This window comes from Caballeronia sp. LZ001, assembly GCF_031450875.1.
Classification (GTDB): domain Bacteria; phylum Pseudomonadota; class Gammaproteobacteria; order Burkholderiales; family Burkholderiaceae; genus Caballeronia.
Map to the genome: position 1 here is coordinate 2815233 of NZ_JARTVX010000004.1, position 24377 is coordinate 2839609.

General features: G+C 61.6%; 22 protein-coding genes. 3 read left to right on the plus strand and 19 right to left on the minus strand.

Going from position 1 to position 24377, the window contains the following annotated elements; translation table 11 throughout:
* Positions 1-351 precede the first annotated feature (351 nt).
* Positions 352-1740, plus strand: coding sequence for an MFS transporter (locus P9292_RS24050; RefSeq protein WP_309961577.1), 1389 nt, complete (start codon positions 352-354; stop codon positions 1738-1740).
* A 23-nt stretch (positions 1741-1763) separates the two neighbouring features.
* On the opposite strand, the gene P9292_RS24055 is transcribed toward P9292_RS24050, so the two are convergent.
* On the minus strand, positions 1764-3647 hold the full coding sequence (locus P9292_RS24055) for an ABC transporter ATP-binding protein/permease (RefSeq protein ID WP_250462979.1): 1884 nt from the start codon (positions 3645-3647) through the stop codon (positions 1764-1766).
* Positions 3648-3862: 215 nt separating this feature from the next.
* Here P9292_RS24055 and P9292_RS24060 point away from each other — a divergent pair, with 215 nt between their 5' ends.
* The gene (locus P9292_RS24060; protein WP_244826974.1) at positions 3863-4258 is read left to right on the plus strand and encodes an acyl-CoA thioesterase; all 396 of its coding nucleotides are present in this window, start codon (positions 3863-3865) and stop codon (positions 4256-4258) included.
* Between the two features lie 15 nt (positions 4259-4273).
* Here the strand turns inward: P9292_RS24060 and P9292_RS24065 are convergent, their stop codons facing one another.
* Complete coding sequence (locus tag P9292_RS24065; RefSeq protein ID WP_244826973.1) at positions 4274-4753, minus strand: nitrate reductase associated protein; 480 nt, start codon at positions 4751-4753, stop codon at positions 4274-4276.
* Between the two features lie 203 nt (positions 4754-4956).
* Here P9292_RS24065 and fdhD point away from each other — a divergent pair, with 203 nt between their 5' ends.
* Positions 4957-5784, plus strand: a complete 828-nt coding sequence (gene fdhD / locus P9292_RS24070) for a formate dehydrogenase accessory sulfurtransferase FdhD (protein ID WP_309841322.1) — start codon at positions 4957-4959, stop codon at positions 5782-5784.
* 27 nt (positions 5785-5811) lie between these two features.
* Here fdhD and P9292_RS24075 read toward each other — a convergent pair whose 3' ends face one another.
* The 17 genes from P9292_RS24075 to P9292_RS24155 form a co-directional block, all read right to left on the minus strand.
* A complete protein-coding gene (locus P9292_RS24075) occupies positions 5812-6576 on the minus strand; it encodes an enoyl-CoA hydratase (protein ID WP_250491769.1) in 765 nt (254 codons plus the stop codon).
* 57 nt (positions 6577-6633) lie between these two features.
* A complete protein-coding gene (locus tag P9292_RS24080) occupies positions 6634-7833 on the minus strand; it encodes an acetyl-CoA C-acyltransferase (protein ID WP_309961579.1) in 1200 nt (399 codons plus the stop codon).
* 27 nt (positions 7834-7860) lie between these two features.
* Positions 7861-10290: a 3-hydroxyacyl-CoA dehydrogenase/enoyl-CoA hydratase family protein gene (locus tag P9292_RS24085; RefSeq protein WP_250462968.1), complete on the minus strand. Its 2430-nt coding sequence runs from the start codon at positions 10288-10290 to the stop codon at positions 7861-7863.
* 372 nt (positions 10291-10662) lie between these two features.
* Positions 10663-12450, minus strand: coding sequence for an acyl-CoA dehydrogenase C-terminal domain-containing protein (locus P9292_RS24090; protein WP_309961582.1), 1788 nt, complete (start codon positions 12448-12450; stop codon positions 10663-10665).
* A 69-nt stretch (positions 12451-12519) separates the two neighbouring features.
* Positions 12520-13197, minus strand: a complete 678-nt coding sequence (locus P9292_RS24095; protein WP_244826967.1) for a TetR/AcrR family transcriptional regulator — start codon at positions 13195-13197, stop codon at positions 12520-12522.
* A 293-nt stretch (positions 13198-13490) separates the two neighbouring features.
* Positions 13491-14768: a phospholipase D-like domain-containing protein gene (locus P9292_RS24100; protein WP_309961583.1), complete on the minus strand. Its 1278-nt coding sequence runs from the start codon at positions 14766-14768 to the stop codon at positions 13491-13493.
* Positions 14768-15244 carry a dihydroneopterin triphosphate diphosphatase gene (gene nudB / locus P9292_RS24105; protein WP_244826966.1) on the minus strand — a complete coding sequence of 159 codons (477 nt, stop codon included), beginning with the start codon at positions 15242-15244 and terminating at the stop codon, positions 14768-14770. The genes P9292_RS24100 and nudB overlap by 1 nt, the downstream gene beginning before the upstream one ends.
* 110 nt (positions 15245-15354) lie before the next feature.
* Positions 15355-17157: an aspartate--tRNA ligase gene (gene aspS, locus P9292_RS24110; RefSeq protein ID WP_250491765.1), complete on the minus strand. Its 1803-nt coding sequence runs from the start codon at positions 17155-17157 to the stop codon at positions 15355-15357.
* A 98-nt stretch (positions 17158-17255) separates the two neighbouring features.
* A complete protein-coding gene (locus P9292_RS24115; RefSeq protein WP_244826964.1) occupies positions 17256-17918 on the minus strand; it encodes a DUF502 domain-containing protein in 663 nt (220 codons plus the stop codon).
* 153 nt (positions 17919-18071) lie between these two features.
* On the minus strand, positions 18072-18461 hold the full coding sequence (locus P9292_RS24120) for an FmdB family zinc ribbon protein (RefSeq protein WP_250491764.1): 390 nt from the start codon (positions 18459-18461) through the stop codon (positions 18072-18074).
* 134 nt (positions 18462-18595) lie between these two features.
* Entirely contained in the window at positions 18596-19204 is a 609-nt protein-coding gene (locus P9292_RS24125; RefSeq protein ID WP_309961585.1) for a methyltransferase domain-containing protein, read from the minus strand.
* Positions 19201-20778, minus strand: a complete 1578-nt coding sequence (gene ubiB / locus P9292_RS24130) for a ubiquinone biosynthesis regulatory protein kinase UbiB (protein ID WP_309961586.1) — start codon at positions 20776-20778, stop codon at positions 19201-19203. The genes P9292_RS24125 and ubiB overlap by 4 nt, the downstream gene beginning before the upstream one ends.
* Before the next feature lie 21 nt (positions 20779-20799).
* Positions 20800-21492 carry an SCP2 sterol-binding domain-containing protein gene (locus P9292_RS24135; RefSeq protein WP_309961587.1) on the minus strand — a complete coding sequence of 231 codons (693 nt, stop codon included), beginning with the start codon at positions 21490-21492 and terminating at the stop codon, positions 20800-20802.
* A gap of 123 nt (positions 21493-21615) precedes the next feature.
* Entirely contained in the window at positions 21616-22620 is a 1005-nt protein-coding gene (locus P9292_RS24140) for a Tim44 domain-containing protein (protein WP_244826959.1), read from the minus strand.
* A 25-nt stretch (positions 22621-22645) separates the two neighbouring features.
* Entirely contained in the window at positions 22646-23377 is a 732-nt protein-coding gene (gene ubiE / locus P9292_RS24145) for a bifunctional demethylmenaquinone methyltransferase/2-methoxy-6-polyprenyl-1,4-benzoquinol methylase UbiE (protein WP_244826958.1), read from the minus strand.
* Positions 23378-23471: 94 nt separating this feature from the next.
* Positions 23472-23882: a gamma-butyrobetaine hydroxylase-like domain-containing protein gene (locus tag P9292_RS24150; RefSeq protein WP_250525367.1), complete on the minus strand. Its 411-nt coding sequence runs from the start codon at positions 23880-23882 to the stop codon at positions 23472-23474.
* A 29-nt stretch (positions 23883-23911) separates the two neighbouring features.
* The gene (locus P9292_RS24155; RefSeq protein ID WP_309961590.1) at positions 23912-24346 is read right to left on the minus strand and encodes an HIT family protein; all 435 of its coding nucleotides are present in this window, start codon (positions 24344-24346) and stop codon (positions 23912-23914) included.
* Positions 24347-24377: the final 31 nt, after the last annotated feature.

Genomic DNA, 24377 nt, shown 5'->3' on the forward strand with positions numbered 1-24377 from the left:
GCTATGCGGCGAAGAAAGCATTTTATAGGGATGCGCCCTGCACGCCCCATGAACCTCACGCAAGCGCGACGCACCATACCCATGCGGCTCGCGCACGAACGCGGTGCCGCAGCGCGCGCCTCGTCGCGTGGACATAAGGCGGGCAAGCGGCTCGCAAGCGTAAGCGGCACATGCCCTCAAGCCTCGCCGATAAGGGCGTCGCGCAGCCAGCCGATTGCGCACACATTTCTTTGGCATGGTGCTTGCAAATTTTCCTGGTCCCGCTCAAGCCGATTGCTCGCCTATGCGCTGCATGCTGATCGGTCAACCAGGCAGAAGCACTTCGCCACACGCCTACATCTGGAATTCGCAATGTCCAATCTGATCGCATCGCTCAAGAGCGGCAACTGGCGCTCGCTGCTCGCCTGTTTCCTGTACTTCGATACGGGCTTCACCGTCTGGGTGCTGTATGGACCGCTCGCGCCGTTCATCGGCCGGGACATCGCGATGACAGCGGCGCAGCAGGGCTTTCTCGTCGCGGTGCCGGTGCTCGCGGCGGCGATTCTGCGCGTGACGCTCGGCAACCTCTATCAATCGACCGATGGCCGTCGCGTCGCGCTGATGGGCGTGGTGCTCTCGTCGATTCCGTCGATCGTGCTGCCGTTGTTGCCCGGCGCGCCGTCGTATGCGCTCTTGCTCGTGCTCGGCGTATTCCTCGGCATGGGCGGCGCGAGCTTCGCCGTCGCGTTGCCGATGGCCGGCAGCAATTATCCGCCGAAGGTCCAGGGGCTGGTGCTGGGTCTCGCGGCTGCGGGCAACATCGGCGCGGTGCTCGACGGCTTCCTGTTCCCGCATCTCGCCGATGCGTTCGGCTGGCAGCTCGCCACCGCCGCAGCGCTGCCGTTGCTCGCGCTGACCGCCATCGCGCTGTACGCGTGGGCATCGGATCTCGGCGAGAAAAGCGGCAGCACATGGCGCGCGCTGTCGAGTTTCGCGGTGACGCTCGTGAGCCTCATCGTGCTGGTGCTGGCGGTGAGCGGCGGCGTCTTCGGTGCAGGACGCACAGGCGTGTTGCTGCTGCCGGTGATGGGCGCGATCATCGCCATCGCGGTGTTGCCGGGCCGGTATCGCACCGTGCTGCGCGAGCGCGATACGTGGGTCATCATGCTCATCTACAGCATCACGTTCGGCGGCTTCGTCGGCATGTCGTCGTATGTGACGCTGCTGCTTACTTCGCTCTATCAGATGCCCAAGCTCGAAGCCGGGCTTTTCATGTCGCTGCTGGCGTTTCTCGGCGCGATCGTGCGGCCCTTTGGCGGCTATGTCGCGGATCGCGTAACCGGTGTGCGTGCGCTGCTCGTGCTGCTTGCCGTGATCGCCGTGGGCGACTTTGCCTTCGCCATCTGGATGCCGCCTGTCGCCGGCGGTCTGGCATTGCTGATTTGCCTGTATATCGCGTTCGGGCTTGGCAACGGCTCGACGTTTCAGCTCGTGCCGCATCGCTGGAAGGGCAAGACGGGCTTGCTGTCGGGGATCGTAGGCGCGGCGGGCGGTATCGGCGGATTCTATCTGCCGGTGGTGATGGGCATTGCGAAGGAAAGCACCGGCAGCTATCAGATGGGCTTCGCGACTTTCGGCGTGATCGCTACGTGCGCGTTCGGTGCGCTGTTCGTGCTGCGCGCGCAGTGGCTGCGTTGGTCATCGACGGCGGCGCTCGGGGCCGAAGGCATGGCGATGAACGGCGCGCATGCGATGGAGTAGCGCGTATTCCGAGGCGAGGGCGATCAAACCCCCGCCGTATCCCGCTGCCCCATCGCGGCGACATCATCGCTGCCGCGCTGCTGCTGAAGCGCCCACATCTGCGCGAAGAGACCACCCGCACGCAGCAGTTCCGCGTGCGTGCCGCGCTCCACGATGCGCCCGTGATCCATCACGATGATCTGCTGCGCATGCACCACCGTCGAAAGCCGGTGCGCGATGATGAGCGTGGTCCGCTCGCGAGCGATGTTATCGAGTTCATGCTGGATCGCGCGCTCGGACTTCGAATCGAGCGCGGAAGTGGCTTCGTCGAAGATGAGGATCGGCGGATTTTTCAAAAGCGTGCGCGCGATGGCCACGCGCTGCTTCTCGCCGCCCGACAACTTGAGGCCGCGTTCGCCGACCGGCGTGTCGTAACCCGCGGGCAGCGTTTCGATGAAGTCATGGATATGCGCCGCGCGCGCCGCCGCGATCACTTCGTCGCGCGATGCAGTGGGCTTTCCGTAAGCAATGTTGTAGTAGATCGAGTCGTTGAAAAGCACGGTGTCTTGCGGCACGATTCCAATTGCCGCGCGCAACGAATCCTGCGTCACGTCGCGAATGTCCTGACCATCGATCAGAATGCGGCCGCCCGCCGCGCGGTCGAGATCGTAGAAGCGAAACAGCAGCCGTCCCAGCGTCGATTTACCGGAGCCGCTATGACCCACCACCGCCGTCGTCGTGCCAGCGGGAATGGCGAAGTCGATGCCATGCAGGATGGGCCGCGCCGCCTCGTAGGCAAAGTTCACGTTCTCGAAGCGCACCGCCGCGCCCTTCACCGCAAGCGGCCGCGCATCGGGCGCGTCCGGCACTTCGCGGCCCGCGCCGAGCAGCGTGAACATGCGGTCGGTATCGGTCAAAGCCTGCTTCAATTCCCTGTACACCACGCCGAGAAAGTTCAGCGGAATATACAACTGCAGCATGAAGGTGTTGATGAGCACGAGGTCGCCGAGCGTGAGCCGTCCGGCCATGACGCCCTGTGTCGCGCGCCAGAGAATGAACACGAGCCCCGTGCCGATGATCGTCTGCTGCCCGAAGTTGAGCATCGACAAGGAACGCTGCGACTGGATCGCCGCCGTTCTATAGCGCTGCAGGTTCTCGTCGTAGCGGCGCGCTTCCCACTCTTCGTTGCCGAAGTACTTCACCGTCTCGTAGTTGAGCAGGGAATCTATCGCGCGGGCGTTCGCCTTCGAATCGAGATCGTTCATCGTGCGGCGAAAATGCGTTCGCCATTCCGTCACCTTCACAGTGAACACGATATACGTCACTAACGCGATGAACGTGACGATGGCGTAATACGCTTCGTACTTCGTCGCGAAGAAGGTGAGCACGAGCCCCACTTCGACGAGCGTCGGCAGAATGCTGTAGAGCGAATACGACACGAGTTGCTGAATGCCGCGCGTGCCGCGTTCGATATCGCGCGACATGCCGCCCGTTTGCCGCTCCAGATGAAAGCGCAGCGACAGCGCGTGCAGATGCCGAAACACCTTGAGCGCAAGCTGGCGCACCGCGCTCTCCGTGACCTTCGCAAAGAGCAGTTCGCGCAGTTCGGTGAAGATCGAAGTCGACAGCCGCACGAGCGCATAAGCGATGACCAGCAACCCGATTCCGCTAATCAGCACGAGCCCCGGCGCGTCCTGCGCGCGGCCGAGTGCAGTGAGATGCTGCACGGACGAGAGGCTATCGACGATATGCTTCATCACGATAGGCACGCCAAGGTTCGTCACCTTCGCACCGATGAGACACGCAAGCGCGAACGCCACGCGCACCTTGTACGTGGCGAGGTAAGGCAACAGCGAGCGGATCGTCTGCCAGTCGCGGCGCGAGCCCTTGGCAGGCGCGTCCGTCTCTCTCGTGGGGATGCGGCGCATGAGTCGTATTTTTCGGGCGCCTTCGGGCACGTTGCGCGGGGGCGGCGTTTCAGACGCTTGGGGGTTCTTGCGGGAGCGCGATCTACGCGTGCTATCCCGGTACAATTCGCGAGACTCGCTGGCTTGCTGCTCGCGAGTCATCTATACATATGCATTGTCGCAGAAGGTTCAAGGCCCCGCTCACGGCCGCTGCGACGCAACACCGGACCCTTTCCATGCCCCAAGAATCCAGTCTTCCCCAAAAGCCGGTCGCCCTGCGTGTCGTCCCGCAGCCCGCCGACGCCAACGTGCACGGCGATGTCTTCGGCGGCTGGATCATGGCGCAGGTGGATATCGCGGGTTCCATTCCCGCGAGCCGGCGCGCGAACGGACGCGTGGCGACCGTCGCCGTGAACTCGTTTCTCTTCAAGCATCCGGTATTCGTCGGCGATCTGCTGAGCTTCTACGCGGACATCGTCAAGACGGGCAACACGTCGGTGACGATATCCGTCGAGGTCTATGCGCAGCGCATGAGTCTCGCGGAAGAAGTGGTCAAGGTGACGGAGGCGACACTGACTTATGTCGCCACGGATCGCGATCGTCGCCCGCGCGTGTTGCCCGCACTCGATTGACCTTTTCGCAGACGTCTATTCGGTCAGGCCGAATTCGCGCATGGCCGGCAAGAAGTCGTGATTGAGTTTGTCTGCGTTGCGCGAGAGCTTGGCTAGCGCGTAACGCTGGAAGCGATCGAGCTTGCCCCAGCGCGACAAGCTCGGCGCGCTCACACCAGCTAGACTGCTCTGACGAATCACGGATTCAGGCACGGCATCGGCATGTGCCCAGACGGGATCGGTGTCGCGCTCGATTTGTTCCGGCGTGGCATTGGCATGTGTTTTCAGCATCTCCTCGAGCGCGAGATCGAAGTTCTTTTCGAGTTCCGCATCGTCTTCCACGGGAAAGCGTGCAAGCAACGCGCGATCTTCATACGGAAGCTGTTGCCATTCCTCGAGCGCGATACGCATGCCAAAGCGATCCAGATTGAAGCGCACGGCAAGCGGAATGAAACGCAAGTTGTCCGAGGATTCAACCTCGAAGCCGAAGAGACGAGCGGCGTCGTAAAGTCCCATGACGTTAGCCTCGTTGGATTGAGGGGCGCGCGCGGCGCGCATCGCCCGCTTAAGTTATTGTAGGGCTCTGAATCTGGCTGGAACCGTTGCAAATGAACCGCTGGCGCGCGCTTTTGAAAACGCGGACAGCATGACATGGCAGCAAGTGTCATACCCACACTTTACTTGAACGCGGCGGCCATGCGGTAAAGAAGGAGCAGCAAGTGAGTCGACTCGATACCGACGATCAACCCGGCTATGTCGAACGCAACGTGCGCAGACATCGCAAGGGCGAGAGCGCGATCGTCACGGATAACGTGGGCCAGGAATGGCCCGTTGCGCTCGTCTACAACGGCATTTCGCACGCGGTCATGATGTGCACGCCGCGCGATCTCGAAGCCTTCGCGGTGGGCTTCTCGCTGACGGAAGGTATTGTCGAGCGGGGCAGCGACATCCACGACATAGAAGTCTATTACCGTGATGAAGCAGACGCGCTGCCTCATGCCGAAGTGCACTTGCAAGTCGTGCAGCAGGCGTTCGTTTCGCTGAAGGACAAGCGGCGCGCATTGGCGGGCCGCACGGGTTGCGGCGTGTGCGGGATCGAGAGTATCGACTTGCTGGATTTGCAGCCCGAAGCCGTGCCGGATACTGGCTTTCTCGCGAAGCTCGCGCCCGATGCCATCGAACGCGCCGCGCGCGATCTGCCCGCGCATCAGCGGCTGACGAAGCTCACCGGCGGCCTGCACGCCGCTGCATGGAGCGACGAAACAGGCGCAGTGCTGCACGCGTTCGAGGATGTCGGCCGCCATAACGCGCTCGACAAACTCATCGGCCATCTCGTGCTGCAGCGTGTGGACACGACGCAAGGCTTCGTGTTTCTGTCGAGCCGCGCAAGCTACGAACTCGTGCGCAAGTCGGCGCGCGTTGGCGTTCCGATGATCGCGACTATCTCCGCGCCGACTTCGCTTGCCATCGCCATCGCGAAGAAAGCGAGCCTGAGGCTCGTCAGCTTCGCGCGCGAAAACAGCTTCGTCGAGTACGACGCGGACTGAGCGCGCTTCAGGCGTTTTGCGCAGGCTTTATTCGAACGCGCTGAAGTTCGGTTTGCGTTTCTCGAAGAACGCCTGAAACGCCTCACGCGCTTCCGGCGCGGCGAGCATGCGCGCAAAGTGCCCCGCTTCCTCGCCCATGCGCGCGGTGACTTCCGCCGCCTGTGCGCCCTTCAGCAAGGACTTGGTCGTGCGCAGCGACGACGCCGGCAACGCGGCCAGCTTCCTCGCCTTGCCAAACGCGTAGGCATCGAGTTCGGTGGCAGCGAGCACGCCGTTGACAAAGCCCATTTCGGTGGCTTCCTTGACATCGAACGCTTCGCCGAGCAGCAGCTTTTCCGCCGCACGCTGGTATCCGGCGATACGCGGCAACAATAGACTCGATGCCGCTTCCGGACACAAGCCGAGCTGCACGAACGGCAGCGAGAACTTCGCGCCCTCGGCCGCGTAGACGAGATCGCAATGCAGAAGCATCGTCGTGCCGATACCTACCGCCACACCCGATACCGCCGCAACCACCGGCTTCGGCATCGCGCTCAGGCGGCGCAGGAATTGAAACACGGGCGCGTCCTGGTCTTTGGGCGGATCGTTGAGAAAGTCTTCGAGGTCGTTGCCCGCGCTAAAAGCGCCGCCGTTGCCGCGAATCAGCACGGCGCGCACGGAAGGATCTTTCTCGGCTTCGTAAAGACCGTCGGCCATCTCCTGATACATCGCAGCCGTGATCGCGTTCTTCTTCTCGGGGCGATTCAGCACGATGCAGAGCACGCCATCCGCGCGTTCGATGAGAATCTCCATCTTCCGTCTCCTGTCGTGATGGTCCGCTAACGCTCGACGCGCTGGCGGACCACGTCATCACAGCCGCTCGATGATGCCGGCAGCGCCCATTCCGGTGCCGACGCACATCGTCACCATGCCGTACTTCAGATTGCGGCGGCGCAGGCCATGTACGACGGTCGCCGCGCGAATCGCGCCGGTCGCGCCGAGCGGATGCCCGAGCGCAATCGCGCCGCCGAGCGGATTGACCTTCGAAGGATCGAGCCCGAGGTCCTGAATCACCGCGAGCGACTGCGCCGCGAATGCCTCGTTGAGTTCGATCCAATCGATGTCATCCTGCTTGAGACCGGCGGCCTTCAATGCAGCGGGAATCGCTTCTTTCGGCCCGATGCCCATGATCTCCGGCGGCACGCCGCGCACTGCAAAGCTCACGAAGCGCGCGAGCGGCGTGAGGTTGGATTGCTTCAACACTTTCTCCGACACGACGATCAACGCGCCCGCGCCGTCGGAAGTTTGCGAACTGTTGCCCGCCGTCACCGAGCCCTTGTTCGCGAACACCGCGCGCAGCTTCGCGAGACCTTCGACGCTCGTATCGGCGCGCGGACCTTCGTCGAGCGCGATCTCGCGGGCATTCACGCGCACTTCGCCCGAAGCGAGATCGGGGAAGCGTTCGTTGAGCGTGTAAGCCGCGATTTCATCGGCGAATTCGCCCGCCTTTTGCGCCGCCAACGCACGCCGATGCGACTCCGCCGCGAACGCGTCCTGCGCCTCGCGGCTCACCTTCCAGCGCTCGGCCACGCGCTCGGCGGTCAGCCCCATGCCGTACGCAATGCCGACGTCCTCATTGCGATCGAAGATATGCGGCGACAGCGACGGCTTGTTGCCCATCATCGGCACCATGCTCATGGACTCGCAGCCGCCTGCGATCATCGCGTCGGATTCGCCCACGCGGATGCGGTCCGCGGCCATCGCGAGCGCCGTCAGACCCGATGCGCAGAAGCGGTTCACCGTCACGCCGCCGACCGTGTTCGGCAGACCCGCGAGCAAGGCGCCCATGCGCGCGACGTTCAGCCCTTGCTCGGCTTCGGGAATGGCGCAGCCGACGATCGCGTCTTCGATCACGCTCGTGTCGAGTCCGGGCACTTGCGCCACAGCCGAGCGGATGGCGTGAACCAGCAATTCATCCGGGCGCGTGTTCTTGAACACGCCGCGCGGCGCCTTGCCAATAGGCGTGCGGCTCGCGGCGACGATATATGCGTCTTGCAATTGCTTGCTCATTATTTGCAGCTCCAATAGGTCGCGTGTTCAGTTACGAACCGGCTTGCCGGTCTGCAGCATGCCCATGATCCGTTCCTGCGTTTTCTGCGTGCCGAGCAACTCGACGAACGCGCGGCGTTCGAGCGCAAGCAGCCATTCTTCATCGACGAGACTGCCGGCTTCGACGTCGCCGCCGCACATGGCTTCCGCTATGCGGCTCGCGATCAGATAGTCGTGCTCGCTGATGAAGCGGCCATCGCGCATGTTGACGAGCGACGCCTTGATGGTCGAAATCGCCGAGCGGCCCGCCACCGGCACCTGTCTCACGCGCAAGGGCGGGCGGTAGCCGGTATCGGCGAGCGCGCGCGCTTCCTTCTTCGCGATGTCGAGCAACTCGTGCACGTTGAAGACGATGGTGTCCGTGGGCTTGAGATAACCCATCGCGCGGGCATCGAAAGCGGAGGTGGAAACCTTCGCCATCGCGGCGTTCTCGAACGACTTCTGCAGGAACTTGAGCAGATCGGTCGTTGCGTTGACGGCGTTCGCGGCATCGGCGGCGCGCAACGCGGCTTCCTTCAGGCCACCGCCCGCAGGCACGAGACCCACGCCTACTTCGACGAGACCGATATAGCTTTCGACGTGCGCCACGCGCTTGGCCGAATGCAGCAGCAACTCGCAACCGCCGCCAAGCGCGATGCCCGACACGGCAGCGATGACCGGCACATTCGCGTACTTCACGCGCAACATGCCTTGCTGGAACTTCTTCACGAACGGGTCGATGCCCTTCGCGCCGCCCATCATGAACGCGGGCATGGCTTCCTCGAGATTCGCCCCCGCCGAGAACGGACCGCCCGGCGCGCCGAGCGCAAGCGAAGTCGGCTGCCAGATCACCACGCCGCGATACGCTTTCTCGGCGAGTTCGATGGCTTGCGTGAGACCGTCGATCACGCCCGGGCCAATGGTGTTCAGCTTCGTCTTGAACGACACGATGACGACATCGCTTTGCTCGTCATCGAGCCAGGCGCGCACGCTTTCGGTTTCGAAGAGCGTCTTGCCGAAGGTCTTGGGATCGGCGCCGGTCTCGCCGACGAGCGGCGCGCGAAATACTTGCTTCTCGTACACGGACAAGCTCGAGCGCGGCACGAAGCGGCGTTCCCGCGGCGACCACGAACCCTCGCTCGTATGCACGCCGCCTTTTTCCGCGACGGGACCGTCGAGCACCCACGCGGGCAGCGGCGCTTTCGAGAGCGCCTTGCCTGCATCGATATCTTCCTGCACCCACTTCGCGATCTGCTGCCAGCCCGCGGCTTGCCAGCTTTCGAACGGCCCTTGATTCCAGCCGAAGCCCCAGCGAATGGCGAGATCGACGTCGCGCGCGTTATCCGCGATCGATTCGAGATGCACCGCGATGTAGTGGAACACGTCACGGAAAATCGCCCAGAGGAACTGTGCCTGCGGATTGTCCGTCTCGCGCAGCAGCTTGAAGCGCTCGGCGGGCGGACGCTTCAGAATGCGGCCGACGAGTTCATCGGCCTTCGCGCCGCCATCGACGTATTGCGCGGTCTTCGGATCGAGCACCTTGATCGCGCGCCCTTCCTTGCGATAGAAACCGGCGCCCGTCTTCTGGCCGAGTGCGCCGTTTTCCACCAGTTTCGCGAGCACGGGCGGCGTGGCGTAGATGGGCAGGAAGGGATCGTCCGGCAGGTTGTCCTGCATCGTCTTGATGACATGCGCCATCGTGTCGAGACCGACGACATCCGCGGTGCGGAAGGTGGCGGACTTGGCGCGACCGAGACGCGAACCCGTGAGGTCATCGACCTGATCGAAGCGCAGACCGAACTTTTCCGCTTCGGCGATCACGGCGAGAATCGAGAACACGCCGACACGATTCGCGATGAAGTTCGGCGTGTCTTTCGCGCGCACCACGCCCTTGCCGACCACGCTCGTCAGGAACGTTTCGAGTTGATCGAGGATATGCGGTTGCGTGGTTGCGGTCGGAATGAGTTCGACCAGATGCATGTAGCGCGGCGGATTGAAGAAATGCACGCCGCAGAAGCGCGCCTTGAGTTCATCCGAAAAGCCGTTCGACAGTTCCGTGATCGAGAGGCCGGACGTATTGCTTGCGAAGATGGCGTGCGGCGCGATGTGCGGCGAGACCTTCTTGTAGAGATCGTGCTTCCAGTCCATGCGTTCGGCGATGGCTTCGATGACGAGATCGCACTCGGCGAGTTTGGCGATATCGTCTTCGTAGTTAGCCGGCTCGATGAAGTTCGCGTCGTCCTTGATACCGAGCGGCGCGGGCGAGAGCTTCTTGAGATTGTCGATGGCTTTGAGCGCGATGCCGTTCTTGGGACCTTCCTTGGCTGGCAGATCGAATAGCAGCACGGGTACGCGAGCGTTGATCAGATGCGCGGCGATTTGCGCGCCCATTACGCCGGCGCCGAGCACGGCGACTTTGCGAATGTTGAGAGTGCCCACGAATAAGCCTCCAAAAAAAGGGGTTGTGCGCGACTTGTATCGAATGGCTGCGCGCTACCCAATGAGCGCCAAAACTAATGAACAAAACACGTTAGTCATTGGAAGTGCTCAATGGGCCTGTGATAAATAGCGGGAAACCGGTTGTTCTTCAGAAGGCGGGCTCGCCCTGAGATGAACCTGAGGCGTTGGACATTGGGAGCGCTCAAAGGGTTTGTGGTGAATAGCGGGGAACCAGTTGTGCTTCAGAAGCGGGTTCAGAAGCTGCTTTCTTTGGTGACTTTCTTTGCAGCAGCAAAGAAAGTTACCCCTCCGCCGGGGAGGCGGCTACTGCATGTAACCGCACGAAAGCAGCACAGGCTCCCCTAAAAAAAATCAAAACAAAGCCTCGTCGTAATCCATCATAGGCTTGGCCCCCGCGCGAGCAGCACGAATAGTAGAGGCTGTCTCGGGCAGCAGCTTGGCGAAGTAAAACCGTGCGGTAGCGAGCTTGGCTTTATAAAAAGCATCGTCAGAAGAAGCGTTATCGAGCGCGACTCGAGCCATCCGCGCCCAAAAATAAGAAAACACCAAATGCCCGACCGTACGCAGATATGGCACCGCAGCCGCGCCCACTTCATCGGGATTCTGCATGGCTTTCATGCCGATCTCCATGGTGAGCTTCTGCACCTTGTCGCCGATATCCGCGAGCGGATTGATGAACTCCTGCATCTCCGGCTTAACGCCCTCTTCCTCGACGAAATCCGCGACCAGCTTGCCGAAGCGCTTCAACTTCGCGCCCATGTCGCCGAGAATCTTGCGGCCGAGCAGATCGAGCGCCTGAATGGAATTCGTGCCTTCGTAGATCATGTTGATGCGCGCATCGCGCACGTACTGCTCCATGCCCCATTCGGAGATGAAGCCATGACCGCCGTAAATCTGCATGGCCATGTTCGTGCCTTCGAACGCGTTATCGGTGAGAAACGCCTTGATGACGGGCGTGAGCAACGCGACGAAATCCGCCGCCTCGCGACGCGCCGCTTCATCCGCATGCGAAAGTTCCTTGTCGATATTGAGCGCCGCCCAATAAGCAAACGCGCGCCCCGCTTCGGCATAGGCTTTTTGCGTGAGCAGCATGCGCCGCACGTCCGGATGCACGATGATCGGATCGGCCGGCTTCTCCGGCGCCTTCGGACCGGTGAGCGAGCGCATCTGCAAGCGCTCTTTTGCATAGACGAGCGAGTTCTGATACGCGACTTCGGTGAGACCAAGACCCTGCATGCCGACACCCAGGCGTGCCGCGTTCATCATCACGAACATGGCGTTCAAGCCCTTGCTCTCTTCGCCGACGAGCCAGCCCTTCGCGCCATCGAGATTGATCACGCAGGTGGCGTTGCCGTGGATGCCCATCTTGTGTTCGATCGATCCACACTTGACGCCATTGCGTTCGCCCAGTGCGCCGTTCGCGTCCGGCACGAACTTCGGCACGATGAAAAGCGAAATGCCCTTGGTGCCGGCAGGTGCGCCCGGCAGACGCGCCAACACGAGATGGACGATGTTCTCCGCCATGTCGTGCTCGCCGCTCGAAATGAAGATCTTCGTGCCGGTGAGCGCAAAGGAACCGTCGCCGTTCGGCTCGGCCTTCGTGCGCAGAATGCCGAGGTCGGTGCCGCAATGCGGCTCGGTCAGACACATCGTTCCGGTCCATTCGCCCGAAACGAGCTTCGACAGATACGTGCTCTTTTGCTCCGGCGTGCCATGCGCGTGCAGACATTCATACGCGCCATGCGAGAGGCCGGGGTACATCGTCCAGGCCTGATTCGCGGAGTTGAGCATTTCGTAGAGCGCGTTGTTTACGAACGCGGGCAAGCCCTGTCCGCCAAACTCGGGATCGCAGCCGAGCGCGGGCCAGCCCGCCTCGACATACTGGCGATACGCCTCCTTGAAACCGGCGGGCGTGCGCACGACGCCATCGCCTTCATACGTGCAGCCCTCGCGGTCGCCACTCTGGTTGAGCGGAAAGACGACTTCGGCGCAGAACTTGCCGGCTTCTTCGAGCACCTGATTGATGGTGTCCGCGTCGAGATCGGCGTGCTTCGGCATGTTCTTCAGTTCTGCTTCGACATCGAGCAATTCGTGCAACACGAACTGCATGTCGCGCAACGGGGCGGCGTACTGTCCCATGAGTCTCTCCAGTTTCTTCGGGCTTCTCGTCAGGCGCCGCCAAATCGTTGTGCGATTCGTGCGGCGCCGCTAACGGCTATCGGGTTGTGGTGAAGCTAAAGTCGCCGTGGCGCCCACGCTTGCCGCGATACTGCTGTGCACGCGCGCGGTCGATTCCGGCGACTGATACGAATCGATCGTTTTTTCCAGCGCATCCCGCGTCAGTTGCACGGCTTCCGGCAAGTGAAGGAAGCGCGCGTCGTGATGCAGGCCGAGCGTGAAACTGTACAACTCGAAGAGCATCAGTTGCGGATCGGTATCCGGCTTCAAATGCCCCTCGTCCTTCGACTGGCGAATTGCGCGCAAGAGCGCCTCTCGCCAGGTCGTCACGCTGCTTACCAGTTGCTCTCGCACGGCGCTCGCCGCGCGGTCGTCGTACTCCACCGCGCCGCTGATATAGATGCAGCCCGTGGTCACCTCCTGGATACGCTTTTCCATCCAGCGATCCATCATGGCGCGCAGCCTCGGCAATCCGCGCGGCTCTCGCAGGCTCGGGAAGAACACTTCGTCCTCGAAGCGGCGGTGATACTCGCGTACCACTTCCACCTGCAAATCTTCGCGCGATCCGAAATGCGCAAACACTCCGCTCTTGCTCATTTGCATCCGCTCGGCCAGCAACCCGATGGTTAGCCCTTCCAGCCCGTCCCGGCTCGCCAATTCAAGCGCTGCGTCGAGAATCGCGGCCCGCGTCTGTTCGCCTTTTCGCATGATGTCTCTACCGTCCTCTCGTGACCCGATTTAAAACGAACGGCCGTTCTATTATTATGGCCAGTCGCCAATGAAACAAGAAAATTATTAGAAAACCGTTTCTAACCCGCCGCCAACGTCAATAGGATAAGTCTCAACATTAGCCGCTCGATTGTCCCTTTTTAATTGATAACTGCATGCTAGTGACTGCCCGAGTTCCCATTTTCTGAACCGGTCATGTTGCGGTGCATGAAGGAACAATTTGCTGCTGGTCAGCAGCAATCTACACGAATCGGGAGCCGAAATCGTAGTGATCAGTCGTATTGACCGATCGTGATGACTTTCATCATCAGACGATACGTGTTGTAGGCAAACCAGCTCAGGATGCGCTCGGTGACGGGGCGCGCGGCGTAATGCTTCTGGTCGATAGGACGGCCTTCGTCGAAGGCGTTGAGGATGGCGTCGTGCAAACCGGCGATTTCCGGGTGATTCACGAGCACCATGTTGGCCTCGTTGTTCAAGACGAGACTGAGCGCGTCTAAATTGGAGGAGCCGATGGTTGCCCAGTCGGAATCCACGACGGCGACCTTGCCGTGAAGCATGGTTTTCTCATATTCGGCGATACGCACGCCGTGCTTGAGCAGGTTGCCATAGAGAAACGGCGTGGCGTAGTCGAGCGCCACGAATTCCTTGCGGCCAATCAGCAGTGAAACGCGCACGCCGCGCCGTGCCGCATACACGAGCGCACGCCGCAGTTTGCGTCCAGGCATGAAGTAAGGATTCGCGAGCAGCACTTCGCTTTCCGCATGCGAAATGGCACGCAGATACGCCTTCTCGATGGCTCGCCGGTTCAACAGATTATCGCGCGCGACGAAAGCGACGCACGGCTGATCGACCGCGTGGATTTCGCCGAGCTGGGCGCGTTTGCGCGCGCGCATCGAACGGCGCGCGCTCCAGCGGCTTTGCTGCGGCTCGGGCTCGCATCCCGGCTGGCGCGGCTGACGCGGTTTCACGCCAAGACGAATACGTTGCCATTGCAAATCGATCGCTTCGCCTACGTCCTTCACTACCGGACCTTGCGCTTCCATCGCGAAGTCCCAGCGTGGTTGTTCGAGGCGCGTGCCGTTCTGATCGTAATCGTCGACGATATTGATGCCGCCGCAAAACGCGTAAGTCTCGTCGACGATCGCGAGCTTGCGATGCGTGCGCGACCATCCTTGCGGCCCGAACAAAAGATGCGGATTGTAAATGCGATGCTCGACGCCGCTTTCCTTCCAGAGCGTGAACATCGGCAGTTTGCTGTCGGTGCCTATGCCATCGGTGATCACGCGCACCGTCACGCCGCGTTGGGCCGCGCGCACGAGCGCATCGGAGACGGCGCGGCCGATGTCGTCGTTGGCGAAGATATACGTTTCCAGCGACACCGACGTGCGCGCATTGTCGATGCGCTCTATCAACGCCGGGAAGAACTGCACGCCGCACTTGAAGATACGAACGTGATTGCCCGACGTGAAGCACAGGCGCGACGGCCGACGGCCCGAGAAGAGCGCCTCGCGCAGCCGCTTGAATTTGCGTCGCGGGCGAATGTCCATCACCGGCTATGCGCCGCGAGGCGCTCGGGCAATTGCAGAATGGCTTCGCGGTTCGACCACGAGAAGCAGCGATCCGCGGCTTCGCGCAGAGGCAGCCACAAGTGTGAAGTGTGTTCGCGCGGCGCGAGTGTCACTTCGAGACAGTGCGGCACGAGCAGGCTGAACTGGTGTTCGGTATTGTGCGTGACGCCTTCGGCATAGCGATGCCGCCACCGCGGATAGATCTCGTACTGAATGCTGTGATTCCAGTCGAGCAACGCGTTCTCCGGCACGAGCGGACTGCCGATCACGATCCCCGTTTCCTCTTGCACTTCGCGCGCGGCGGTCTCGGCAAGCGGCTCGTCGATACGGTCCTTCGAACCCGTCACGGACTGCCAGAAGCCCTCGTGATCCGCGCGTTCGATGATGAGCACGTCGAGCATTGGCGTGTGAATGACGACGAGTACGGATTCAGGGATTTTCGGCGGCTTGAGCATGACGGTTTATGCGCGCGTTTCATTGTGTGCCTCTATGGCGAATGACTGTAACGCAAAAACGGAAAAAGGCGCACTTGGCGCCTTCTTCATCGTGCTGTAGCGAACGCGGGTTACTGCGCCTTCTGCTCCGGCTGACGCAAGCGAATATGCAACTCGCGCAACTGGCGCTCGTCCACTTCGCTCGGCGCTTGCGTGAGCAAGTCCTGCGCGCGCTGCGTCTTCGGGAACGCAATCACGTCGCGGATGGAATCGGCGCCGGACATCAGCGTGACGATACGATCCAGACCGAACGCAATGCCACCATGCGGCGGCGCGCCGTACTGCAACGCGTCGAGCAGGAAGCCGAACTTCAGGCGTGCTTCTTCAGCGCCGATCTTAAGCGCGCGGAACACCTTGCTCTGCACGTCTTCCTGGAAGATCCGCACCGAGCCGCCGCCGATTTCCCAGCCGTTTAGAACCATGTCGTACGCCTTCGCGAGACAGCGGCCCGGATCGGTTTCGAGATATTCGAGATGCTCGTCCTTCGGGCTCGTGAACGGATGATGCGCGGCCACGTAACGGTTCTCGCCTTCGTCATATTCGAACATCGGGAAGTCGATCACCCACAGCGGCTTCCAGCCCGTTTCCAGCAGACCCGTGGACTTGCCGAATTCCGAATGACCGATCTTCAGGCGCAGCGCGCCGAGGCTGTCGTTCACGACCTTCGCGCGATCCGCCGCGAAGAAAACGATGTCGCCGTCTTGCGCGCCGGTACGCTCGAGAATGGCTGCGAGCGCTGCGTCATGCAGGTTCTTGACGATCGGGCTCTGCAGGCCGTCACGACCACGCGCCTTGTCGTTGACCTTGATCCACGCAAGACCCTTCGCGCCGTAGATACGCACGAATTCCGTGTAGCCGTCGATATCGCCACGCGAAAGTTCGCTGCCCTTCGGCACGCGCAAGGCGGCCACGCGGCCGTCTTTCGAGTTGGCGGGCATGCTGAACACCTTGAAGTCGACGTCCTTCACCGCGTCGGTGAGATCCGCGAATTCCAGCTTTACGCGCAGGTCGGGCTTGTCGGAGCCGAAACGACGCATGGCTTCCGAGTACAGCATGACCGGGAATTTCTCGGGCAGCGCGACGTCCATCGTCTCCTTGAAGACGTGGCGGATCATGTTCTCGAACAGATCGCGAATTTCCTGTTCCGTCAGGAACGAGGTTTCACAGTCGATCTGCGTGAATTCCGGCTGACGGTCGGCGCGCAGGTCTTCGTCGCGGAAACACTTGGTGATCTGGTAGTAACGGTCGAAGTTCGCGACCATCAACAATTGCTTGAACAATTGCGGCGATTGCGGCAGCGCGAAGAACTGGCCCGCGTTCACACGCGACGGCACCAGGTAATCGCGCGCGCCTTCGGGCGTGCTCTTGGTCAACATCGGCGTTTCGATGTCGATGAAACCTTGCGCGTCGAGATACTTGCGCACTTCGATCGCCACGCGATAACGCAAACGCAGGTTCTTCTGCATCTGCGGACGACGCAGGTCGAGCACGCGATGCGTGAGGCGCGTGGTTTCGGAGAGGTTGTCGTCGTCGAGCTGGAACGGCGGCGTGACCGATGCGTTCAGCACGGTCAGCTCGTGGCACAGCACTTCGATCTTGCCGCTCGTCAGATTGGTGTTGATCGTGCCTTCCGGACGGTTGCGCACCACGCCCTGAACGCGCACACAGAACTCGTTGCGCACGCCTTCGGCCACCTTGAACATATCGGCGCGGTCCGGGTCGCAGACGACCTGAACGAGCCCTTCGCGATCGCGCAAGTCGATGAAGATAACGCCGCCGTGATCGCGGCGGCGATGCACCCAGCCACACAGCGAAACGGTTTGGCCCAGCAGGGCCTCGGTCACCAGACCGCAGTATTCAGATCGCATCGACATGATGTTTGTGTCTTTCGTTGTTCGTTGATCAACGGCTCGCGCGCTGTGGTCATGTTCTTGATTGACTGACTGACTCACGTTTGGCGCGCGTGCCGGCATTACATCGGCGGCTCGGTGGGGCGGCGGGCAGGCGCGACCGGGATCGGTGCGCTCGGCGCCGGGGCTACCACGCCCATCGAGACGATGTACTTCAGTGCGGCGTCGACGGTCATATCCAGTTCGACGACTTCGCTTTTCGGCATCATCAGAAAAAAGCCGGAGGTCGGATTCGGCGTGGTCGGCACATAGACGCTCACGTGATCGCCCTCCAGATGATTCAGGACGTCGCCACCCGGAATGCCCGTCAGGAACCCGATGGTGTAGGAGCCCTTGCGCGGATATTCGATGAGCAACGCCTTGCGAAACGCATTGCCGCTCGACGAAAGCAGCGTGTCCGACACTTGCTTCACGCTCGTGTACAGCGGCCCAACCACCGGAATGTGGCGCACGATGGCGTCCCACCACAATACGAGTTTCTGCCCGATGAAGTTCTGCGTCAGCAAGCCGACGATAAAAATGAACGCGATGGTCAGTACCGCGCCCAGTCCAGGCAAATGGAAACCGAAGATGCGCTCGGGCTGCCATGATTCGGGCAACAGGAGCAGCGTCTGATCCATGGTTCCGATGACGAGGCCGAGCACCCACAGCGTGATGGCCAAAGGCACCAACACGAGCAGGCCAGTCAGAAACACGGATTTCAGCGTAGTCTTTTTTGTCGTCACGTTGTAGTCGCTAAGGTCTTAGCCGAAGGTTGCACCGTTTCAGTTCGAAACGGCTGGCGGATGCCCGAATCGACGAGCGCGACAGCGATATTCGCCCGGAGATGCCGGACGGCATGCATATCGCGCAATGGCCGCGCTCTTGCGTTCAGCCGCTCAGGCCGCGCCCGACGTGGATGTGCCGGAAGAAGGCGTACTGCTTGCGGGCTTCGACGCTTCTGAGGACGACGCCTTCGCGCCGGCGTCATTCGAAGCGTTTGCATTGCCTGAACTGCCAGCTTCCGACGAAGCCGCGGGCGCATCCGAAGAGCCGTTCTCCGATTTGGCGGGCGCCGCCGCGTCCTTGGCCTTGCCGCCGTTATTGCCGCCGCGAAAATCGGTGACATACCAGCCCGAACCCTTCAACTGGAATCCGGCGGCAGTGACCTGTTTCGAAAACGTGGCCTGTCCGCAAGCGGGACATTGCGTGAGCGGTGCGTCGCTCATTTTCTGAAGCACGTCTTTTTCGTGGCCGCAGGAGGCGCAGCGGTACGCGTAAATCGGCATGGTGCTATCCCTACAATGATCTGTCGACGCTTGCAAAGCCTTGAATTATAGCCGCAAACGGATTTTGACCCGCGATTTTCGGGGGTTTCCGGCTACGACTTCCTGCCGCTAAACGGAGGCGTCGATGCCGAATTTCAAGCGCGCCGCCAGGTCATCCAGCGTTCGCGTCCGGCAAATACGGGAATGGAGTCTCGAACTTCCCGCTCGTCGATGAGTTCGAAGCGCGGCGTAAGAAGCGCGTGAAGTTCATCGCGTTCGATGCCGAACGGCGGACCTTTCGGCGTCGCGCCGAGGAAATAGAAGCCCGCGAGCAGCGCGCCGGGTTCGAGCAAATCGGCCATGCGCTGCGCGTAATCGGCCCAGCGGTTTTTCGGCAGCGCGCAAAGAAACGCGCGCTCGTAGATCCACGCGGGCGAAAACGGCGGCTGATACGCGAAGAAATCCGCCTCTTCGACGTTTTTCCCATACGCGCCCAGTTGCGCGCGTGCCGTTGCGACGGCGACCGGCGAGAAGTCGATCGCGCGCACCGTCCAGCTTCGCTCGGCCAGATAAAGCGCTTCATACGCGCTGCCGCAACCGGGAATCAGCACATTGTGCAGAGCGCGCGACGCCACAAACGCCTTGAACGCCTCCTGAACGCCCGCCTGATCCCACGGCATGAAACGCCGGTCGAAGCGTTCGTCCCAGAAATCAGGCGAATTGGGATCGCGATGATCGAAAGTTGGGACGTTGGGATCGCTCATCCGCCGTGCCCCAGCCACAACTGGGCGATAACCACGCCCGCACCCGCCATGGCAACGAGTCCGACCGCGAGCAGCGTAATCAGCAAGCGGTTCGTGCGCTTTTGCTCCGCGAGCAAGAGGCGCATGGTTTCGTCGCTGCTGCCTTTGGGCGCGTCGTGATGCTCGGCCAGAAGGTGATGAATCAGGCGCGGCAACTGCGGAATGGTCTTGCTCCATTGCGGCGCTTCTAACTGCAGACGTTCGTACCAGCCGCGCCAGCCGATCTGTTCGTTCATCCAGCGTTCGAGATACGGCTTCGCGGTCTTCCACAGATCGAGTTCAGGATCGAGCGAACGACCCAGGCCTTCGACGTTCAGCATCGTCTTCTGCAAGAGCACGAGTTGCGGCTGAATCTCGACGTTGAAACGACGCGACGTCGAGAAAAGCCGCATCAACACCTGACCGAGGGAAATATCCTTGAGCGCGCGATCGAAGTACGGCTCGCACACGGCGCGGATCGCGCTTTCCAGTTCCTCGACGCGCGTGCTCGGTGGCACCCAGCCGGATTCCAGGTGCAGCGTGGCGACGCGATGATAGTCGCGCTTGAAGAACGCCAGAAAGTTCTGCGCGAGATAGTTCTTGTCGAAGTCCGACAGCGCCCCGACGATGCCGAAGTCCAGCGCGATATAGCGCCCGAAGGTTGCCGGATCGAGACTCACCTGGATATTGCCGGGGTGCATGTCGGCGTGAAAGAAGCCGTCGCGGAACACTTGCGTGAAGAAAATCTCCACGCCTTCGCGCGCCAGCTTCGGAATATCGACGCCCGCCGCGCGCAGCGTTTCAACCTGGCTGATCGGCACGCCGACCATGCGCTCCATCACGAGCACCGTGGGCGCGGACAAATCCCAGTACATTTCCGGCACGAGCAGCAGATCGAGACCCGCGAAATTGCGCCGCAACTGACTGCCGTTGGCGGCTTCGCGCATGAGGTCGAGTTCGTCGTGCAGATACTTGTCGAATTCGGCGACGACTTCGCGCGGCTTCAGCCGCCGTCCGTCCGGCCACAGGCGTTCGGCCCAAGTCGCGGCATCGCGCAGCAAGCCGAGATCCGAATCGATCACCGGCAGCATGCCGGGGCGCAACACCTTCACGGCGACCGACTTGCCCGCGTGCTCGCCGTGCTTGATTTTCGCGAAATGCACTTGCGCGATGGAAGCCGACGCCACCGGCACGCGCTCGAAATCGTCGAACAACACTTCGATAGGCGCACCCAGCGATTTTTCGATGATCTCCATTGCCACCGCCGAATCGAAGGGCGGAACCTGATCCTGCAGCTTGGCGAGTTCATCCGCGATATCGACGGGCAGCAGATCGCGCCGCGTCGACAACACCTGACCGAACTTTACGAAGATCGGGCCGAGACTTTCCAGTGCGAGGCGCAGCCGGATGCCACGCGCCACTTCGAATTTGCGGCCGAACGTCGTGACGCGCATGAGATAGCGCACGCGACGATCGTTGATGCCGCTCATCACCAGCTCGTCGAGCCCGAAGCGGACAATCGTGAAGAATATTTTGAGGAAACGCAGAAAACGCATATTCGGTTTCGCTTCAGCTCGTTATTCGCGCGAGTCGCGCACGGACTCGCCACCGGGCCGCGCTGAGGCGCCGCGTTCCGGTTGTCGTCTTTCCAGTCTTTCGATGCGCTTTTCGAGGCGCGCCAGGGCGTCGCGCGTCGCGGAAACCTCGGCGTTGAAACCGTCGAGCGCGCTTTTGCGTACGAGTTGCGGACGTTCATCGAGCAGATATTCGGCGACCGTATCCAGCAGATTGCGGCCGGTGCGTTGCGCCTGCTCCTGAACCGTCCGCGCGATTCGCCCGACGCGATGCGCGGGCGCGTCGCCGATGGCGCGCGCCAGATCCTCTTCCGGGTCCCAGCGCAAGTTTTCGGCGAGTTTGGCGAGCGTCGTGGCGAATTCGGCATCGCCTTCGATTCGAACGTGCTTCATCACGGCCGCCTGGCCGCCTTGCAGGAACGCGGGCAACGCGTCGAGCGGAACCGCGATGGTGACATCGAAACGCCCGGCTTCACCTTCGCTCGTCGCGGCAAAGAGACCGCCCGGTTGCACCACGAGCGCGATGGGAACAGGTCCGCAAGTCAGCTTGACGCACTTGCCGGCGTAAGGCTTGACGCGTTCGAGCGCCCACGGCTCGCGCACGAGCAGATGGTTCACCGCGGCCGAGAAGGCACCGGATGCGGTCTTGAAGGCAGGATTTACTGCGAAACGGGCGGATTCGTCTGCGTTCGTCATCGGCTCTGAGATGAAAAAACCCGCGCCAGCGGTGACCGGCGCGGGTTTCTATTCTACCTTCGCAACCGGCGTGATACCGGCCGCGCCCCCGGTCTTTCGACCGGGCGCAATTGGATCGACAACTCAACTGACTTGCTGAATACCTGCCAACAGCCAGCCTTCGTTGCCCGTCTTCTGCTTCGAGAGATTCCACACTTCGACGAACGGTTCGGCCGCTGAACCCTCGGACTCGCGAATGAGGCCGTGGAAACGCACGCTTGCCAGATACTCGTTCGCGCGGTCTTCGACGCCGAGCAGATCGGCATTAAGTTGCACGACGTCTGTACGGTTCGGCGTGCTGCCGCGCGCATCGACGTCGAGTTTCACTTCGGCGAACATTTCGGGCGTCGTGAACTCGCGGATGTCGTTGACATTGCCGCGATCCCACGCGTCCTGCAGGCGCACGAAGTAGACCTTTGCGTTCCGCACGAACGCTTCCGTGTCAAAGCCAGCCGGCACGTTCGGGTTTGTCACCGGCGGCTGGTTCGGCGAATCGATATAAGTCGCGCCGAGGCTCGTGGAACGCGGCGTTTGCGGCGGCTCCTGGTTCAAGTCGGTGCGCGCCATTGCGCCGTAAGGCGACGCCGCGCCCGAAGCGCCGGCGTATGCGGGCGTGTTGCCCTGATTCGCTTGACGGCGGCGCATGAAGAAGCGGAACAGCATGACGGCCGCGAGCACGATCAAGCCGATGATGATCATATTGGCCATGGCGCCGGCGAAGGCTTCGCCCAAGCCGAAGTGCGACAACAGCGCCGCGATGCCGAGACCCGCCGCCAAACCTGCGAGCGGTCCGAGCCAGCGGTTGCGTGCCGGTTGCGCGGCCGCCGCCGCGGCGGGCGCGGCCGGTGCGCGCTGAGCCTGCGCGGCCTGGCCTTGCTGCATGGACTGTGACGGCGGCGTCGCCTGATGCTGCTGCGTGGCAGTTGCCGACTGACGGCCCATGCTGCGGCCGCCGCCCATGCGACGGGCATCTGCATCTTCAGTGTAGATTGCGCCAACCGTGATAACGCCAGCGAGCGCCAAGATTCCGGCCTTCCTGAACATGCTGCTCAGGAAACCCCGGGATTGGGGTATGCGCGAATCGGACATTTCGAATCCTATTAAGAGTGGAACACTAAAATTTGGTCCCGACGTGTAACGCTACCACGCCACCTGACAAATTGTAATATTCGACTCGATCCAAGCCAGCTTGTTCCATCATTGTTTTTAAAGTTTCCTGGTCGGGATGCATGCGGATAGATTCCGCAAGGTAGCGATAGCTGTCCGCATCCTTCGCGACTTTCTCGCCAAGCCACGGCAAAATCTTGAAACTGTAGATATCGTACGGCTTCTTCAGCGGCTCCCAAACCTTCGAGAACTCCAGAACGAGCAAACGACCACCGGGCTTCAGCACACGCTGCATTTCTGCAAGCGCGCGCTCTTTGTGGGTCATGTTGCGTAGACCGAAGGCGACTGTAACCACATTGAAATAATTGTCCGGGAAGGGGATCTTCTCAGCGTCGCACAGGAGCGCGGGCGTAATCACGCCTTTGTCGACCAAGCGGTCGCGCCCGACGCGCAACATCGATTCATTGATGTCTGTGTGCCAGACTTCGCCGCTTTCGCCCGCTTGCCTCGCGAAAGCCATCGCCAGATCGCCCGTGCCGCCTGCCAGATCCAGCACCTTGTAGCCCGGCCGCACTCGCGCCTGCCCGATCGTGAAATGCTTCCAGATCCGATGCAGTCCGCCGGACATCAGGTCGTTCATCAAGTCGTAGTTGCCCGCGACGGAGTGGAACACGCCCGCCACTTTCTTCGCCTTGTCCTGCTCGTCGACCGTTTCGTATCCGAAGTGGGTCTTGCTCATCGCGCTGATTCCTCGCCTGTCGTTTGTCGTGTACCCGCGCAAGCATCGCGCCGGGTCCGCGGCGTTATGCCGCGTATTTGGATTGAGTTCGAGTTTAGTGGCAATGCCCGCCGGACGCCTTCGCCGTCATGGGCGCGTCGCGGTCGAGGCCGGCAGCTTCCAGTTTCGCCAGATACTCGCGCCACAAATCGTCCTGCCGCGTTGCCAGCTTGTGAAGAATGTCCCAGGAATAGATGCCGGTATTGTGCCCGTCCGAAAAGTTCAGCTGCAGCGCGTAGTGACCGACCGCATCGACGCCGATCAGCGTGACATCGCGCTTGCCGGTCTGTAGCGTTTCCTGGCCGGGACCGTGGCCCTGCACCTCGGCGGAAGGCGAATAAACGCGCAGCAGTTCGAATGGCACGCGATACGACGTGTCGTCCGCATATCGCAGTTCGAGCACGCGGGATTTCGAATGCACGACGACGCCGGTGGGAATCGGCGTCGTGGAAGTGAGTCCGCTCATGGGGAGCCCTGGCTTTTGATGATGTTGTCTTATGGAGAGCCGAAGACCTGATTCAGCTCATGGCGCACGGCTTCGCGCAGCAAGGTGGCCTGCGCGCGGCGCTTCGAAAGCTGCGCTTCGGAAACGGTGCGCTGACGCGGCGCCCAAATGGGCAGAGGAAAGCGGGAATCGTTGGAAAAGCGCGGAATGACGTGCCAATGCACGTGCGGCACCTGATTGCCGAGACTCGCCAGATTGACCTTCTCCGGCACGAGAATGCGCCGCATGGCGCGCTCGACGCAGTTGACGGCGGTCATCAAGCGCGCGCGGTCGTCGTCTTGCAGATCCGACATCTCGGCGATATGCGCGCTCCAGATCACGCGGCACAAGCCGGGCCAGTCGGCCTCATCGGCGAGGACGACGCGCAATGCGTCGTCCGCCCACAGTACCTCGCCGCCGTCTTCACGGCAAAACACACAGTCCATCTCAAACCTCTAGCGAATCGAAACCCGATTT